This is a genomic window from Chryseobacterium sp. CBo1 (assembly GCF_001693475.1).
GTDB classification, from domain to species: Bacteria; Bacteroidota; Bacteroidia; order Flavobacteriales; family Weeksellaceae; genus Chryseobacterium; species Chryseobacterium formosense.
Genome location: NZ_MAUH01000001.1, coordinates 407,999 through 425,698 on the forward strand (window position 1 = coordinate 407,999; position 17,700 = coordinate 425,698).

12 protein-coding genes and 1 tRNA gene are annotated in these 17,700 nt (G+C 36.0%); 8 read left to right on the forward strand and 5 right to left on the reverse strand.

Going from position 1 to position 17,700, the window contains the following annotated elements:
• Nucleotides 1-88: 88 nt before the first annotated feature.
• The 5 genes from BA768_RS02065 to BA768_RS02090 all read left to right on the forward strand — a co-directional run bounded on the left by BA768_RS02065 (nt 89) and on the right by BA768_RS02090 (nt 7,784).
• On the forward strand, nt 89-3,283 hold the full coding sequence (locus BA768_RS02065) for an efflux RND transporter permease subunit (protein ID WP_034674060.1): 3,195 nt from the start codon (nt 89-91) through the stop codon (nt 3,281-3,283).
• Nucleotides 3,270-4,712 (forward strand): TolC family protein, encoded by a 1,443-nt coding sequence (locus tag BA768_RS02070; RefSeq protein ID WP_034674062.1) that lies wholly within the window; start codon nt 3,270-3,272, stop codon nt 4,710-4,712. The genes BA768_RS02065 and BA768_RS02070 overlap by 14 nt, the downstream gene beginning before the upstream one ends.
• A gap of 393 nt (nt 4,713-5,105) precedes the next feature.
• Entirely contained in the window at nt 5,106-5,804 is a 699-nt protein-coding gene (locus tag BA768_RS02075) for a hypothetical protein (protein WP_034674064.1), read from the forward strand.
• A 683-nt stretch (nt 5,805-6,487) separates the two neighbouring features.
• Entirely contained in the window at nt 6,488-6,673 is a 186-nt protein-coding gene (locus tag BA768_RS02085; protein ID WP_034674066.1) for a hypothetical protein, read from the forward strand.
• Between the two features lie 10 nt (nt 6,674-6,683).
• Nucleotides 6,684-7,784, forward strand: a complete 1,101-nt coding sequence (locus BA768_RS02090) for a glycine-rich protein (protein WP_065719504.1) — start codon at nt 6,684-6,686, stop codon at nt 7,782-7,784.
• A gap of 241 nt (nt 7,785-8,025) precedes the next feature.
• Here the strand turns inward: BA768_RS02090 and BA768_RS02095 are convergent.
• Nucleotides 8,026-8,112: transfer RNA gene (locus BA768_RS02095), tRNA-Ser, on the reverse strand.
• A gap of 60 nt (nt 8,113-8,172) precedes the next feature.
• Nucleotides 8,173-9,189 (reverse strand): asparaginase, encoded by a 1,017-nt coding sequence (locus BA768_RS02100; protein WP_065719505.1) that lies wholly within the window; start codon nt 9,187-9,189, stop codon nt 8,173-8,175.
• Between the two features lie 55 nt (nt 9,190-9,244).
• Between BA768_RS02100 and BA768_RS02105 the strand changes: the two genes are divergently transcribed.
• Nucleotides 9,245-9,916, forward strand: a complete 672-nt coding sequence (locus tag BA768_RS02105; protein ID WP_065719506.1) for a TrmH family RNA methyltransferase — start codon at nt 9,245-9,247, stop codon at nt 9,914-9,916.
• Between the two features lie 27 nt (nt 9,917-9,943).
• Nucleotides 9,944-10,480, forward strand: a complete 537-nt coding sequence (locus tag BA768_RS02110) for a hypothetical protein (protein WP_065719507.1) — start codon at nt 9,944-9,946, stop codon at nt 10,478-10,480.
• On the opposite strand, the gene BA768_RS02115 is transcribed toward BA768_RS02110, so the two are convergent.
• The 3 genes from BA768_RS02115 to tsaD all read right to left on the reverse strand — a co-directional run bounded on the left by BA768_RS02115 (nt 10,477) and on the right by tsaD (nt 12,826).
• Nucleotides 10,477-11,172, reverse strand: a complete 696-nt coding sequence (locus tag BA768_RS02115; protein WP_065719508.1) for an RsmE family RNA methyltransferase — start codon at nt 11,170-11,172, stop codon at nt 10,477-10,479. The two genes, BA768_RS02110 and BA768_RS02115, sit on opposite strands and share 4 nt — an antisense overlap.
• Before the next feature lie 57 nt (nt 11,173-11,229).
• Nucleotides 11,230-11,640 carry a hypothetical protein gene (locus BA768_RS02120; protein WP_065719509.1) on the reverse strand — a complete coding sequence of 137 codons (411 nt, stop codon included), beginning with the start codon at nt 11,638-11,640 and terminating at the stop codon, nt 11,230-11,232.
• Nucleotides 11,641-11,809: 169 nt separating this feature from the next.
• Nucleotides 11,810-12,826 (reverse strand): tRNA (adenosine(37)-N6)-threonylcarbamoyltransferase complex transferase subunit TsaD, encoded by a 1,017-nt coding sequence (gene tsaD / locus BA768_RS02125; protein ID WP_065719510.1) that lies wholly within the window; start codon nt 12,824-12,826, stop codon nt 11,810-11,812.
• A 4-nt stretch (nt 12,827-12,830) separates the two neighbouring features.
• Between tsaD and BA768_RS02130 the strand changes: the two genes are divergently transcribed.
• The gene (locus BA768_RS02130; protein WP_065719511.1) at nt 12,831-17,621 is read left to right on the forward strand and encodes a hypothetical protein; all 4,791 of its coding nucleotides are present in this window, start codon (nt 12,831-12,833) and stop codon (nt 17,619-17,621) included.
• The last annotated feature ends 79 nt before the right edge of the window (nt 17,622-17,700 follow it).

Consider the following 17,700-nt stretch of genomic DNA (forward strand, 5'->3'; position numbering starts at 1 on the left):
TAAATGATAATAGATGATTGATAAATGATTTTACAAGTGTTCAGCATATCAAACATCCGTCATCTAACATCTAACACCCAACATTTTTATGTTTAAAAAATTCATACGCAGACCTGTTCTGTCGATTGTAATCTCGCTGATTATTGTATTTATGGGAGTTTTATCATTAATGAAGCTTCCGATTACACAGTTTCCTGCGATTTCTCCGCCAAAAGTAAATATTACAGCAACCTATCCTGGTGCGAACAACGAATTGCTGGTTAAAGCCGTTGTGATTCCTTTAGAACGTTCATTAAACGGTGTTCCTGGAATGAAATACATGACTTCAGACGCCGGAAATGATGGTGAAACTTCCATTCAGGTGGTTTTCGATCTGGGAACAGACCCGAACGTTGCAGCAGTAAATGTTCAAAACCGTGTTTCTTCTGCCGTCAATAAACTTCCGCCTTTGGTTGTGCGTGAAGGGGTAAAAATTACCCGTGAAGAACCGAATATGTTGATGTACATTAACCTGTACAGTGACGATCCGAAAGCTGACCAGAAATTCCTTTTCAACTATGCCGATATCAACGTAATGTCTGAACTGAGAAGGGTAAGCGGAGTAGGTTTTGCCGATATTTTGGGAACGAGAGAATATGCAATGCGTATTTGGCTGAAACCAGATCGATTGACAGCTTATAATATTTCAGCAGATGAAGTAATGGAAGCTTTGAACCAGCAAAGTTTAGAAGCTTCTCCCGGGAAAACTGGCGAGAGTTCAGGAAAACGTTCTCAGTCTTTTGAGTACATTCTAAAATATTCCGGACGTTTTAATAATGAAAAAGATTACGGAAATATCATTTTAAAAGCTAAATCTGCCGGAGAATTTGTGAGATTAAAAGATGTCGCTGATATCGAATTTGGTTCTTCGATGTACGATATTTATTCTACACTAAACGGAAAACCATCTGCGGCAATTACCGTTAAACAATCTTATGGTTCCAATGCAAGTGACGTTATCAAAAATGTAAAAACGTTGATGGCTCAATTGGAAAAAACCAATTTTCCGAAAGGAATGCATTATGACATCAGTTATGACGTTTCAAGATTCTTGGATGCCTCAATTGAGAAAGTAGTTCACACTTTATTTGAAGCCTTTATTTTGGTAGCGATTGTTGTATTCTTATTCTTGGGAGATTGGCGTTCAACGTTGATTCCGGCGATTGCAGTTCCGGTTTCCTTGGTAGGAACTTTCGCTGTTATGTCCGCATTTGGAATTACTTTAAATATGATTTCGCTTTTCGCATTGGTAATGGCAATTGGTGTCGTCGTCGATGATGCGATTGTGGTAATTGAAGCCGTTCACGCTAAGATGGAAGAGAAAGGACTTTCTGCATTAAAGGCAACTGAAGAAGCAATGCATGAAATCAGTGGAGCAATTATCGCCATCACTTTGGTTATGGCAGCGGTATTTATTCCGGTGGCATTTATGTCGGGTCCGGTTGGAGTTTTCTACCGTCAGTTTTCGATTACAATGGCTTCGTCAATCATTCTTTCGGGAGTTGTAGCATTAACTTTAACTCCGGCTTTATGTGCTTTAATTCTTAAAAATAACCACGGAAAAGCTAAGAAAAAAAGTCCGATCACGATTCTTTTAGATAAATTCAACAATGTATTCAATAAAGGAGCTGGAAAATATGAAAAGTTATTGAACAAAACAGTAACTAAAAAATTCATTACGCTTCCTTTATTGCTGATTTTCTGTGCGTGTACTTACTTTTTAAGCAACTCATTGCCTTCAGGATTTATTCCGAGTGAAGACCAGGGAATGATTTATGCGATTATTCAGACGCCGCCGGGTTCTACATTAGAACGAACAAATCAGATTGCAAGAGAATTATTGAAAGAATCTGAAGATATTGACGGAGTACAGTCTGTTTCATCTCTTGCGGGTTACGAAATTCTGACGGAAGGAACAGGTTCAAACTCAGGAACATGTTTGATTAATCTTAAAAGTTGGGAAGAACGTTCAGAATCTGCCGCCGAAATCATTGAAAAGCTTGAAGAAAAAGCCAAAAATATTCCGGGAGCCAATATTGAATTCTTCCAGCCGCCTTCAATTCCGGGTTATGGTGCCGCAGGTGGATTTGAATTAAGACTTCTCGATAAAGCAGGAAGTGGTGATTACCAAAAAATGGAGCAGGTGAGTACCGACTTTGTGAAAGAATTGAAAAAGCGTCCTGAACTAGGTTCTGCATTTACATTCTATTCCGCAAGTTTTCCTCAATATATGCTTAAAATTGATAATGATTTAGCCGAACAAAAAGGCGTGAGTATCGAAAAAGCAATGGATAATTTATCAACTTTAATCGGTTCAAATTACGAAACCAGTTTCATCCGTTTCGACAGACCTTATAAAGTCATTGTTCAGGCAGGTCCGCAATATAGAGCTTTACCGAGTGATTTAATGAAATTGTATGTGAAAAACGATAAAGACCAAATGGTTCCGTATTCAGACTTCATGCACATGGAAAAAGTGTACGGACTTTCAGAAATCACACGTCACAATATGTACAATTCTTCGGAAGTAAGCGGAACTCCGGCTCCGGGTTACAGTTCCGGACAGGCAATTAAAGCGATCCAGGAAGTTGCGGATAAAACGTTACCGAGAGGTTTCGGAATCGACTGGGCAGGAATTTCTAAAGATGAAGTTGGTCGTGGAAACGAAGCTGTTTACATTTTCTTAATCTGTTTAGGATTTGTTTATTTAATTCTTTCGGCGCAGTATGAAAGCTTTATTCTTCCTTTACCTGTAATTCTTTCATTACCAACAGGGATTTTCGGAGCTTTTTTATGTTTAAAACTTTTAGGTTTAGAAAACAACATTTACGCACAGGTTGCCATGGTCATGCTCATCGGACTTTTAGGTAAAAATGCCGTATTGATTATTGAATTTGCGGTTCAGAAAAAAGCCGAAGAAGGAATTTCGGTGGCAAAAGCAGCTATTGAAGGAGCTGCAGTGCGTTTCAGACCAATTTTGATGACTTCATTTGCCTTTGTTGCGGGGTTAATTCCATTAGTACTAGCAACCGGACCGGGAGCGGTAGGAAACAGAACGATTGGTACTGCTGCAGCGGGTGGAATGCTCTTAGGAACCGTTTTCGGACTAATGATTATTCCTGGATTGTATTACATTTTCGGAACGATTGCAGACAAAACCAGACTGGCAAAATATGAAGAGGAAAATCCATTAACAGAACAAACAGAACCTTATCAACACGATGATAAACATGAAGATTTATAATAAATATATTGCAGCCATTTCCATCTCGCTTTTTTTGGCGAGTTGTAAAGCTCCGATGGCAACTGTGATTCAGGACGAAGTAAAAAATAATATTCCTGAAAATTTTAATCAGAATGAGCAGCAGGATGCAAACAGTAATAGCGGAACAACACCGTGGAGACAGTTTTTTACAGATCCGAATTTAGTGGCATTAATTGAAACTTCCCTGAAAAATAATCAGGAATTAATGATTACGCTCCAGGAAATTGAAATTGCCAAAAGCGGAATCGCTGCTAAAAAAGGAAAGCTTTCGCCAACAGTAAGTGCAGGATTGGGAGCCGGAGTGAAAAAAGCGGGTCGTTACACAAGTGAAGGAGCAGGAGATGCGACCACAGAAATCGAGCCCGGAAAAGAAATGCCCGATCCGCTTGGTAATTTCGAAGCTGGTTTAATGGCAAACTGGGAAATCGACATCTGGAAAAAGCTTAGAAACGAAAAAGATGCTGCTGTTGCGCATTATCTTTCGACCGTTGAAGGAAAGAATTTTGTCCTTTCAAATCTGATTGAGGAAGTAGCAGATAATTATTACGAATTATTAGCATTAGATAATCAGTTGGATATTATTCAACAATACATTAAGTTGCAGACAAGGGCTTTGGAAATTTCAAAAATCCAAAAACAGGCGGCTGCAGCAACGGAATTGGCAGTGAAAAAGTTTGAGGCTGAACTGGCAAAATCTAAAGCAACTGAATATACAATCCGTCAACAGATTACAGAAAAAGAAAATCAGATCAATGCTCTTTGTGGTCGTTACCCGCAACCGATTGTGAGAACAAAAGAAAGCTTTATGTCAACTATTCCACAAACGGTTTATACAGGAATTCCGTCACAGTTATTGGCAAACCGTCCCGATATCAAACAAGCTGAATTGGAATTAAAAGCTGCTAAATTAGACGTTGAAGCGGCAAGAAAAGAATTTTATCCTACATTGGAAATCTCTGCAACTTTAGGATTGGAAGCTTTTAAACCTTCTTATTTAGTTAAAATGCCGGAATCCATTGCTTACAATTTGGTGGGCGAACTGGCAGGTCCGCTGATTAATAAAAGTGCGATTAAAGCAAATTTTCAGACCGCCGATGCAAAACAGATTCAGGCTTTGTATGAATATGACAAAACGATTCTGAATGCCTATCTGGATATTTCAAACCTGATGTCGAAAGTGAAAAATATCGATCAGTATTATCAGCTGAAGTCACAGGAAACCCAGGCTTTAGATCAGTCTATTGATATTGCTAATCAGCTTTTCAAAAATTCAAGAGCAGATTATTTGGAAGTTTTACTCAACCAAAGAGATGCTCTGGATGCAAAAATGGAGCTCATTGAAGCTAAAGAAAAACAGTTAAGCACCGTTGTCGACATTTATAAAAGCTTAGGCGGCGGCTGGAAATAAGTTTTTTTATATTCATATATCATTATTTCAATCCTGAAGTCCGGTTCTGTTTTCAGAGCCGGACTTTTTTAATTCAAATAGATCATTATTTGCAAAACAATCTTGTTTGTAATCTCCTGTGTACTGCGAAAGTTTAAAACAACACTGTTTGTGACCAACTGCGAACGCAGGAAGTCCCCCGCAACTTGTTGGGAACTTCCGGAGAGTGCAGCAAGTCTCCCGCAACTTGCAGGGAACCTTCGGCGAATGACGGATGTCTCCAACACTTTGTTTGTAATCAAACAACTTTCTCAGCTGAAAAACTATTTTTCTATAAATATTTATCGTAAAGTAAAACACGTCAAGTTTTGACGCTTTACGCCAATAGCTTTGCCATATAAAATATAAAGAGCTATGGAAATCCCGTTTTATTTAAGTTTCAGAGAATTCGAAAAGCAATATTATAATAATCTTGAAAAATGGTTTGAAAATGATCAGAATACCAGTGAAACAGACTTCCTGCTTCATCTGAAAGAAATGTACAAACCATATTTGTGTTATAATTTTTCTGAAGATAGATTGCAAGCGGATGCGGTTATTGAAATAAAAAACAACTTCTTTCCGTATCATGAAAATTTTGGAATTTCATTCAATATGAATCACGCCAACGCAAAAAACTTCAAAACAGGAATTAATAATGTTTCCGAGATGAAAACCATTACGATGATGGAATATGCACAGCATATTTTAGACAGAATTCATCACTATTTTCAGAAGAATAAGCTTTCAGTGAGAGAAAATGAGACGATTCTGGATTATATCAACCATTATGAAATTATCACGGCAAAAGAAAAAACTGGTTTTTGTCCGGATTACGATTTGCATCAGAAAAAAATACCATTTTTAAAGGCCTTTCTTCCTTCTTTTGGTAATACGGTCGATATTTCGCTGTACAGAAACTTTTATTTTTCTGTTGTAAGAATTGCAGATTTTATCGACTATAAACTAAAAGGTGTAGAAGCTTTTCAGCAAAGTATTTACAGCGAACTGCGCTCAGAAGCGATGATGAAGGTTCATATGAGAAACCAGACTTTTCTTACGGTTTGTAATTAGTTTTTTAGGAGCTTAATCCCGCTTTCCACACTCGCTATTTTTCTTGTTTTCTGCGGCGCGGCGAAGCCGCGCCGCAGAAAACAAGAAAAATGAGCTCAAATAATTGCTGCAATGGGCTATGAAAGAAGACCATCATTAAAATACCAAACATTCATACATCATTATATTGTCGAAATGTATTTTATCAAAGTGCATTTCAAGCAAGAATCCAGATCAATTGATCTGGATTTTGTTTTACAGAGAGGAAGGTTGTGGAATGTTGCTGGTATAAATGTTCAGAATAAGCTTATAGTTATCATGATTTTCACAGTAAAAGAGAATATATGAAATTTATCTGTTTTATTAAATATTTCGTATTATTTATTTTCATATATTTAATTTTTAATTATATATGATGTATATGTTTATTAATTCAATATTTTAACATTTAAATATGATAGCCTATGAAACAACATCTTTACAACATTACAAATCCTTTTTTCTTTAATTCAACCTAAAATCAATAACAGGAAATAATCTAGTAAAAACACATTTATTTAAACGAATAATGAATTTAATGTTTGATTAATAAGAATTATATAAATGTGAAAAAACCTACTTATTTTTTCTAGCCATTTAACTATCAATGCAAAGTTTTAGGTTACCATGAGTATGATGGTAGTGCTCATTATACAAATAATACGATGTTATTTACAAGTGAGACAACTTCCAATTTCAGACAATGGATATATTCTCCGTCTGATTTTACTGCTGTATATCCGTCAGGAAATATAGTGGCTGTTTATATGAAAGCCTCAAGCGCGAACCAAATCGCCAATTTAACGGTGAAAATGGGAGCAATTGGTTTAAAGAATATGTTTACACATTAAAATTAAAATCATGAAAAAAATTACACAAGAATCGAAACTTAAAATATGGGGATTAAAAACTAAAGCCTCTTTTTTAATATTATTTGGTGCTATTTTGTCTGTTACTCAAATACAGGCACAGACTTTCTCTTATACAGGAACGGTACAATCGGTAACCCTTGCCGCAGGTTCATATCAGATAGAAATGTGGGGAGCTGATGGAGGTGATGCACTTAGGGGAACAGGCGGTAAAGGTGGATATAGTACAGGAACTTTACTGGTTACTAGTTCCACAACTTATTATATTTATGTTGGAGGTAAAGGAAGTACGGCAACGAGTTCAACACCAGGTGGATGGAATGGCGGTGGAGGCTGTTTAGGCACGTACAGTACGGGTTATAACGGTGGAACTGGCGGTGGTGGAACTGATATCAGGACTACTCAAAATACTACCTATGCAGACAGAATAATTGTTGCTGGCGGTGGTGGCGGCGGTACTGGTTATAGTACTTATACTGGAAATGGAGGTGACGGAGGCGGTGCTGCAGGAAGTAATGGAGGAAGTAGTCGCGGAGCAACTTATGCAGGTGGTGGTGGAAGCCAAACCGCAGGAGGTACATCTGCAACTGGAGGGATACCTTCTTATTCTTTAGCTGGAGCATTAGGAACTGGTGGGAACTATACAGGGACTTTGGGTGGTACTGCTGGTGGCGGTGGATATTATGGTGGTGGTAGCGGTCACTGGGGAGGAGCCGGTGGCGGTGGTTCTTCCTATGTTGGCGGTGTAACGGGTGGTGCAACTATACAGTATGGTCAATCCGGTTTTGTTTCTAATCCTGATACTTCGGGTAACGGGAGGGTTACTATTGTTGCTGCTTCTTTGTCAACATCTGAGGTAAGTACAAAGAATGATATAAATATTTATCCAAACCCAGCGACAGATTTCTTAAAAGTAACAAAAGTTTCAGATAAAGCATTATATAAAATTTATAACGTTGCGGGGCAGTTAGTAAGTAAGGGATATATGAATGGTGGAATAATTAATGTTTCAGCATTGACAAAAGGTACTTATGTGATTGCTATTGAAGATAAAGGAAAAGATTTGCTTAAATCTAAGTTTATTAAGAAGTAATCAACTATTAAATTTTGGAATCTGTTATCTATATTTCTTAATGGAATTTAAGTAATTGATATTCAAAATGGTTTTACTTTGGTTAGAAAAAATTCATTAAAGAATAAATTATTTAATGAATTTTTTAAATAAATAAGCTCTCAGAAATGAGAGTTTATTTATTTGTAAACACTTTAAAGATTTTTAAACGAATAATATTCGAAATAAAATACAAAAAAAGCGTTGAAAATCAACGCTTTTGCAGAGAGGAAGGGATTCGAACCCTCGATACAGTTACCCGCATACTACCTTTCCAGGGTAGCTCCTTCAACCACTCGGACACCTCTCTATGTTTTGAAGACTGCAAAAATAGGCTATTTTATTGAATTAGCAAATTCTTAATTTAAAATTACTCACTTATTTCTCCACAAAGATTCCATGAGAAATTATCGGCAAAACTTCCCTTGTAATTAGGATTGTCAATCAAGTGCATCGCTTTGGTAATGGCAGCTTCCGCTGTCATGTCTCTTCCGCTAATGGCTCCGATTCTTGCAAAAATATTAGAGTTTTCATATTTACCAAAAGAAATTCCACCTGAAATACACTGGCTTACCACTACGATTTCAGTTCCGTTATTTCTGATTTGCTGTAAAGTTTCCAACGTTTTTTCGCTGCTGAAAATTGTTCCCGAACCGAAAACCTGCAAGATTAGCACTTTCATTTTTGGAATTTCCTGAAAATGATTAAGCTTCATACCCGGGAAAATTCTCCAGAAAAGAACGTCTTCAGAAATATGATGATCTACATGAAATTCAATTCTCGGATCCGGTCTGAATAAATTATCTTTCTCAATTTTCAAATGAACCCCGGATTGCCCAAGAATAGGGTAGTTCGGACTTGCATACGCATCAAAATACTCTGCGGAATACTTTAAAGTACGATTTCCACGCAATAATTTATATTCAAAATAAATTGCAACCTCCTGAATAACCGCATCATTGTGTTCGTAAAGACTTGCGTAATACAAACTCGTCAGAAGATTTTCTTTTGCGTCAGTTCTCAAATCTCCGATCGGAAGCTGGGAACCTGTTAAAATAACCGGTTTCGTAAGACCTTTTAACATGAAACTCAATGCCGAAGCGGTGTAAGACATCGTATCCGTTCCGTGGAGGATTAAAAAACCATCATATTTTTTGTAGTTATCAAAGATCAGATTGGCAATCATTCGCCATTCTTCAGGTCCCATGTCTGATGAATCGAGTGGTTTTGCGAAAGGATGGACGAAAACTTCACATTCCATAAGCTTCATTTCGGGCATTTTTTCAAAAATGTTTCCAAAATCAAACGCGCGGAGACTTCCGGTTTCGTAATCTTTTTCCATACCAATTGTTCCACCGGTATAAATCAACAGGACTTTTCTTTTCATGTAAACTTTTCTTAGAATTTCAAAATTACGTTAATTTGCAAAGATTTGAAAGAAGATGAAAGATTTAGAGAAAACTTACGAGTATTTGCAGCAGTTTTTAACGGAAGAAAGATTAAGAAAGATAGAAAATTTCGCCCCTGAAAGTTCAGATTTTATCCTTCCCGTGATCGAAGATATTTATCAGTTCAGAAATGCTGCAGCAATTGTACGTTCTGTTGAAGCCTGCGGTTTTCATAAGGTGGTGGCTTTGCAGGAAGAATACAGTTTTGAACCTAATTTAAGAGTAACGAAAGGTGCCGATACATGGGTTGAAGTCGAAAAACTTCCAAGAAATATGGATTCTTTTCAGCAAATTAAAGACAGAGGTTATAAAATGGTTGCCGTTTCATTAGAAAAGAATGCAAAGTTTTTACCCGAATATGAAATTACCCAACCAATCGCTTTGGTTTTTGGAACTGAAATGCAGGGTGTTTCTGAAGAAATTTTAGATTTTGCAGATGAAACTCTGGCGATTCCGATGTATGGTTTTACGAGAAGTTTTAATGTATCTGTGGCGGCCTCAATTTGTATGTATGAATTGAAACAAAAACTTCTAAAATCTAATATTGATTACAAACTAAATGAAGAAAAACTTCTGAGAATGAAAATCCGTTGGGCGGTAAACTCAATGCGAAGCGGGGAGCAGATTTTTGAAAAATTCCTAAGAGACAATAATTTGAGCTTTTAAAAGTTATTATTGAAATTTTAAATCATCATGTCGAGATTATTTCCTTTTTTGCTTTTGCTTTTATCAGGAGGTTTGTTTTCACAATTGAAATTTGATACGTTATCTCATAGAAGATTTCAAACCACAACTACTCCTGCAATATTAGTAGGTTATCATTATGCAGGTGATGCAAAAGATAATAACGAAACTTTCAGAGCTTCACAAATGCACATTATTGAAGTTGTTTTTGCCAGAATCATTGAGTTCGGAGGAAGTCACGGTGCTGCAAGAGTTTTGTATGCAGGAAGTGATTTTATTATTAATAACCGCTATGGTTTTTTTATGGCACCCAAAATAGGGGTGAGTTCCAGCGCAGGAATAGCTTTGGGAGCTGAAGTTCAGTTTCAGACCAATTTTGAAAAAGTAATCCCACGAATTATGCCTTACTTTGGTTTTGGTGGCGGTGGTGGAAAGCTCACTGTCGGATATAATTTTAGACTGCTGAAAGTTGAAAATTTTCCAATCAATACCCTTCAGATTGGAATAACATGGCCAATAAAGAGATTTAAAGAAAAGATTACTTAAATCATTGTATTATAATTCCACGCTGCCACAAAAACTCCCGCAGTTTCTGTTCTCAAACGTTGATTTCCAAGCGAAACAGCTTTAATCCCTTTTTCTGCTAAAAATAAAATTTCCTTATCCGAAAAATCTCCTTCAGGACCAATCAGAAAAGTGTAATTTTCTAATTTCGGAATTTCATTTAAATTAATTCTTTCTAAACTTTCGTTACAGTGCGTTACAAAAGAGGTCTCAGAATCAATATTTTTCAAAAAATCCTGAATTTTAATTAAATCATTAATAACAGGAAAATGAAATCGTAAACTTTGTTTCGAAGCCGCAATTGCCTGTTTTCTGATTTTATCAATATTGATGTTTTTTCTTTCCGTTTTTTCTGTCTGAAGAATCGTAATCTCAGAAATTCCCATTTCTACAGCTTTTTCAACAAAAAACTCAATTCTGTCAATGTTTTTTGTGGGAGCAATCGCAATATGAAGTTTCGGATTAAAATCAGGTGTTTCAGTTTTAATTTCGGTAATATCAATTCCTGCTTTTTTTCCTTCAATAATTAATGTTCCGGAAGCGAGATTTCCTTTCCCGTCAGTCACAAAAATTTCTTCTCCATCTTTCATGCGAAGAACTTTTACGATGTGCTGTTGCTCTTCATCATTAATAATTGCTTTTCCGTTATTGATTTCTCCAAAAAAAAGTTTCATAAAATGGAATATTTAGAATCTGGCTTATTTTAATAAAGTAAAATGATGTAAAATCTTTTAGAAAAATATCTCATTTTCGCTTATAAATGCTACTCCGGTTTTTATTGTTGTATAAATATCTCCTTCACAATCACGATATGAGCACATATAGATTTCTTCAATCCAAGCATTATTCATGAAAATTAGATTTAAATATTCCTTTTTCCTTAAATTATTTTTGATGGATAAATAATCTCCTTCTTTTGGTTCAAAGTCAAAATTGAAAACATTTTCAGCATTAATTTTCTCAATAATTTCTTCTTTTATATTTTGGATAAATCCTGTTTCTGAACTTACCATTAGATAATCATCTTCTTCGGTCTGTTCTTTTACTTCATTTTTTCCGGCAACCGTTTCCAAAACCCAATAATATTTTGAATTCTTTTTAGATTGTGTGCCGAGTATTTTTTCTTCTAATAATATTTTCATCGAATAATATATTTTAAAATTTTTACCGCAAAAGAAGCAAAAGATTTTATGTTTATTTTAGTATTTCAAAGCTGACAAAATGATAATTGAAAATTACATTTATACTTTTTGTAAACTTGTGTTATTCCTAATTTCAAAAATTCTTTTGCATCTTTTGCGGTAGAAAAAACTACAAATCGTATTTTGAGGTTGCTGTAGCTCTCAAATCTGTAAATTCGCCTCTTTCAAATTTCAATTGTGCCACCATTGCAATCATCGCTGCGTTATCAGTCGTGTATTCAAATTTAGGGATGTAAATATTCCAGCCTAATTTTTCGTTATTGTCCTGCATTACTCTTCTCAACGCAGAATTGGCGGAAACTCCACCCGCAATCGCAACTTCTTTAATATCTAAATCTTTAGCAGCTTTTTCCAGCTTATTCATTAAAATTTCAATGATACATTTCTGTACCGAAGCACATAAATCATTCATATTTTCTTTTATGAAATCAGGGTTTTTCTTTATTTCTTTCTGAATAAAATAGAGAACCGAAGTTTTAATTCCGCTGAAAGAATAATCGTAATTGTCTAATTTAGGCTTATTGAATTTAAAAGCATCAGGATTTCCTTCTTTCGCCAATCGGTCAATAATCGGACCTGCAGGATAATCTAAATCGAAAATTTTCCCGATTTTATCGAATGCTTCACCGGCCGCATCATCGATTGTTTTTCCGATAATTTCCATATCAAAATAATCTTTCACCAAAACAATCATGGTATGACCACCACTTACGGTAAGACACAAAAACGGGAATTTGGGCGGCATAGGATTTGCATCGTCGATGAAGTGCGCTAAAATATGCGCCTGAAGGTGATTCACTTCTATTAATGGAACATCTAAACTCATGGCGAGCGACTTGGCAAAAGACGTTCCTACAAGAAGCGAACCCAAAAGTCCGGGACCTCTTGTAAAGCCTATGGCGGAGATTGCATTTTGTTGTATATTTGCTTTGAGTATAGATTTTTCAACAACGGGAATAATATTCTGCTGATGAGCACGGGAAGCCAGTTCGGGAACTACACCACCATATTCTTTGTGGATCTCCTGATTGGCTGCAATGTTTGAAAGAATAGAATTTCCTTTGATAATAGCTGCTGAAGTGTCATCGCAAGATGACTCGATACCTAAAATTATAGAGTCGCTCATAATAATGGCAAAGTTAGAGAATAATAACGAAAATGAGAACAAAAAATCGGTAGCTGAAAACCTGGGAAATCAGGTGCAAAAGACCGTAGAAAATGTTCAGGAGACTGTGAAAGAAGCTTCTGAACTGGCTTCCGACGCTATACAACATCCGATAGATACTGCTCAGGAATTTGGTAAACAGGCTGCAAAAGATGTTGTCAGCTATTCTTGGTGGGCAAAATTATTATTGATTCTCTTCTGGACACTTCTTTCAATCGTTGTACTTGTTTTTATTGCGATCAATCTGCCGGTTACCAAAAGATGGGCTGCAGATCAGGCTCTGCAAATCGTCAACAAAGATTTTAAAGCTAAAATGTCTACCGAAAGTGTAGAAGTAGACTTTTTTGGAGATGTTACCATTAAAGGTTTAAGAATAAAAGATTACAAAGATTTAGATTTTATAAAAGTAAGGGAATTTAAAGCCAATTCCGACTGGTTTTCTTTAGCTACCAATATTGGCAAAAATAATTCTTTAAGCTTTAACGGGTTAACGCTTAATGATGCAGATATAAAGGTTATTACCTATAAAGGCGACAGTATTTCCAATTTTATCAGATTTACACAGCTTTTCGATAGCGGTAAAAAGCGAGATCCCCAAAAACCGCCCTTTCAATTGAATGCAAGACTTGAAATTTTAAATTCTAAAGTCTCTATCGTCAATCAAAACTCACCTGGTGAACCCGGTAAATGGCTTACTGCAGACAATGTCAATCTAATAGCTCCAAAAGTTAAAGTCAACGGAGCTGACATCAATGCAAGGATTGATAACTTCACTTTCGTTACCAAAAGATGGGGGAAATCTCATTTTGTAGAAACTTTTTCAACCGATTTTTCAATGACGGAAGATTTTCTGTCATTAGGAGATCTTACTTTAAATACAGACCATTCTCTTCTTCAGGGAGATATAAAATTTAATTTAAATAAAGGTTCGTGGGCTGATTTTACCAATAAGGTGAAATGGGACATGAATATGAAACTGGGAAGCCAGATAAGCGGCTATGACATTTCTTATTTCGTGACGAATTGGGATAATTTTATTCCCTTTAATGCAAGCGGAAAAATGACCGGGCCTCTAAATAATTTCACTTTAGAAAATTTCCTGATAAGAAATCCAAGTGTAAATATTGCGACAAAAAAACTGAAAGCTAAAGATTTGTTGAAAGGTAATTTCAATATCGAAACCAATGATCTTTCAGCAGATTTTACGTATAAAGATCTGAAAGCAATGATGCCAAAATTCATTTCTTCAAAGATGAAAAACTTTGCAGATGATTTTGGTAAGCTTAAATATAACGGCACGGCAAGAGTCACTCCAAAACAGGTTTATGTTTCATCAGGAAATTTAATGACGGGAATAGGGCAGGCAAAAATTTCTAATTTTTCTCTAACCGATTATAGTTCTACTTTGCCTAAATATAAAGGTTATGCAGAAGTCAACGATCTGAATACTTCGGTAATTACTAAAAGTAAAGCAGTTGGTTTGATTTCCGGTAAATTTAATTTAGACGGACAAAGCTTTGATGTCAATACCATGCGTCTGAGCACAAAATCTCAGATTTCAAGTATTGAAATTATGAATAAAGAGATCAATAATGTAGTTCTCGACGGTCTTTTGGATCACAGAAAATATAACGGTTTGATCACAGTAAATGACGAACAGGCAAAAGCTACGGTAAAAGGTTTAATCGATTTCAGTACATCAAGAATTTCTGCCGATGTCAATGCTGATGTCGATTATTTAAACATGAATTATTTTACGGGTAAAGCAGGAAGTCAGGTTGTAAGTGGTAATGTGACCGGGAAAATGGCGATGTCAAACATCAATGATCTGAATTTGGATGTTGAAGCTTCTAATGTAAATTTTGCTGCAGCTGATCAGAAATATCATATTCCGAATGCGAAACTTAAAACGTTTGTTGAAAACGGAGAACGTTCTATTTTGGTAGATGCACCGGGTGCTGTTAATGGAAAGATTTCTGGGAAATACAATCTTGCTGATTTAGCAGGAATGGTTGAAAATGGTCTAGGAAAGATTCTTGTTGGTCCTGAACCTCGAAAATTATATCGCGGACAGGCTTTTGCAATGAATTTTGATGTTGAACAAGGTCTTGTTGCTTATTTTTTACCAGATTTAAAGCTTCCTCAAGGCGCTAAAGTGGAAGGGGAATATGATGGGAATTCTAATAATTTAATTCTGAATCTCGACGCTTCCGCCTTAAAATATGTAATGACCAAGAAAGAGGAAATCACTGATGCTGATCGAGCTTTGGCTGAAGCGAATCCTGACTATAAGCTTGATGACCGAATTATGGTCACCCGCGACAGTGCCATGGTTGACAGTGTCATGGTAAGAATTAATACCGCAAACACAGACCAGCAGCTTTATGCAAAAATCAGTCGTCTCGAATACAACAAAAATATTCTTAAAAACATTACGCTTACCGGTAAAAATGAGAATAATACCATTTTAAGAATTGCGACAAACTTCCAGCACGGAAATCCCGAAGATGAGCTTAATGATAATATGAAAAATTATGCGATTAACTTCAATCAGTCAACCAATCCTGCTGGAGACTATGTTTTTAGATTTGAACCGACTGAAGTTAATTTTAATAATGTAAAATGGGCGGTCGATACTAATCCTGCACTTGATCATTATATAAGTTATCGCAAAGGCACAAGTGATTTTGAAATTCATAATCTGAAGATTTATTCAGATGACAGTTCATTGCTGATCAACGAATCGATATTTAAATCGGCCAAAGATTTTTATGTAGATGCTGAAGTTCAGAATTTTCAGATTGAAAAGATTCTCGAAATGCAATCCGGCGGAAACCCGATGGATATTAAAGGTCTCGCAAATGGTAATGTGAAGATTAAAATGGATAAAAGTACGTTGCAGCCATTGGTAGATCTTACTGTTGATGATATTATGATGAATGGGAATGATATGGGTGATCTTTCAATTTCTGCAGTGAATGGTTTTTCTCTGAATGTTTACGATGTTGACGTAAAAGTTTCTTCGGCAGGAGTAATTGGTAATAATAATCTTCATTTAACGGGAACCGTCAATAACAATACTCCTTCACCGACCATCGATTTTGTAACTGAGCTTAGAGATTTTGATCTTGCATTTACACAACAGTTTGTACAGAGTGTTTTTGGAAATTTAAGAGGAAAGGCAACGGGTGATCTCAGAATCAACGGAACGCTTAAAAATCTTGATTACAGTGGAGATATTGCTTTAAAAGAGTTTGGTTTGAAGCTTCTGTTTACCGGAGTTGATTATTCTTTTGATGATACGGTAATTCCGCTTTCGAAAGGTCTTGCGATTTTGAACAATATTGCGGTTCACGACGGAAGATCAAATTCACAGGGAACAATTTCCGGGGCGATACAGTTTGAAACATTATCTTCAATGGGAGTCAACCTCGTTATGAGAGCCGATAATTTATTAATGCTGAATACCACTCAGAAAGATTATGATTTATTCTGGGGAAGGGTTTATGGGCAGGGTGATCTTTATGTTGACGGACCGGTTTCTGCTTTAAATCTTTCTACACCGAATATGAAAGCACTGAACGGAAGTACATTTACTTTTAATTCAGGCTCAACCTCAAATGTGGAAGAATTCAAAATGCTGAGGTTCTTAAAAGAAGGAAAAGACGGTCTGGTAACTCTCGAAGATAAAAAACGTACCGGAGCCAATATGAATATTGATTTCAATCTTGATGTTGATAAAGGAACGACGGTGAATGTTTTGGTGGGAGATGATGTTGGAAATATTTCTGTGAAGGGAATGGCGAATAATCTGCGTTTCCAGATGAATCGCCAAGGGAATATTGCCATGAACGGAACATATATGGTGGATAGCGGAACTTTCGTATCTAAAGCAATTCTGAACAGAACGTTCCAGATTCAGAAAAACAGCAGCATCAGATGGGATGGTAATGCAATGGAACCCAATTTGGATATTTCAGCCAATTATGTAAGAATGGTTTCTAATGCCGGTCAATATTTAAATATGGGACAACTGCAGCCTATAAGTGTTATGTTGCAGGCTAATATTACCAATACTTTAACAGATCCGAAAATTGCTCTTAATGTTACCGCTCTGGATGTTTCTAGTCAAGTAAAAGAAACTCTGGCAGCAAAAATTAACCAAACCGAAGGGGAAAACGTTCTGCAGTTCAGTTCTATACTTCTTTTGAATATGTTTAACGTTACAAATACCGGAGGTTTAGTTTTTGATGCGGCAGGTGTTGCGGAATCTTCGGGTTATAACATGATTTTGAAACAGGTTGGTTCAGTACTAAATACGTTGAGTAGCGAATTCCAGATTGACCTTAATTATGTAAAAGGTAATGATCAGTTTTCAAATAATGGTGACAGAGCGAATGCAGGAGTTAGCTTTGATTTATCACCGAGAGTTACAGTAAAAACAGGTTTAGGAATTCCTCTTTCCAAGACGGATAACACAAACAACAATTATCTTTCCGGTGAAGGTACTATTGAATATGATATTTCTAAGAAAAACGATGGTACACTTCTCCTAAGAGGATATTCTAAGCCAACCAATATCGGAATGGGCGTAGGAACGGTAGGAACGAATGGTTCTGCAAATCAAGCTTATGGAGGTGGTATCGTTTGGAGTAAAAGCTTCAATTCTTTGTTCAAAAAGAAGAAAAACAGAAAAAAAGAAATGGATGATGATGACGAAATAAAAACAGATTCTGTAAAATCAAGCGGTAAATAGTTCGGAATTTTTAATGATTTTTATCATCCATGTTAATTATTGTTAATATTTGATATTATTTTTTTAGTTTAATTATTTT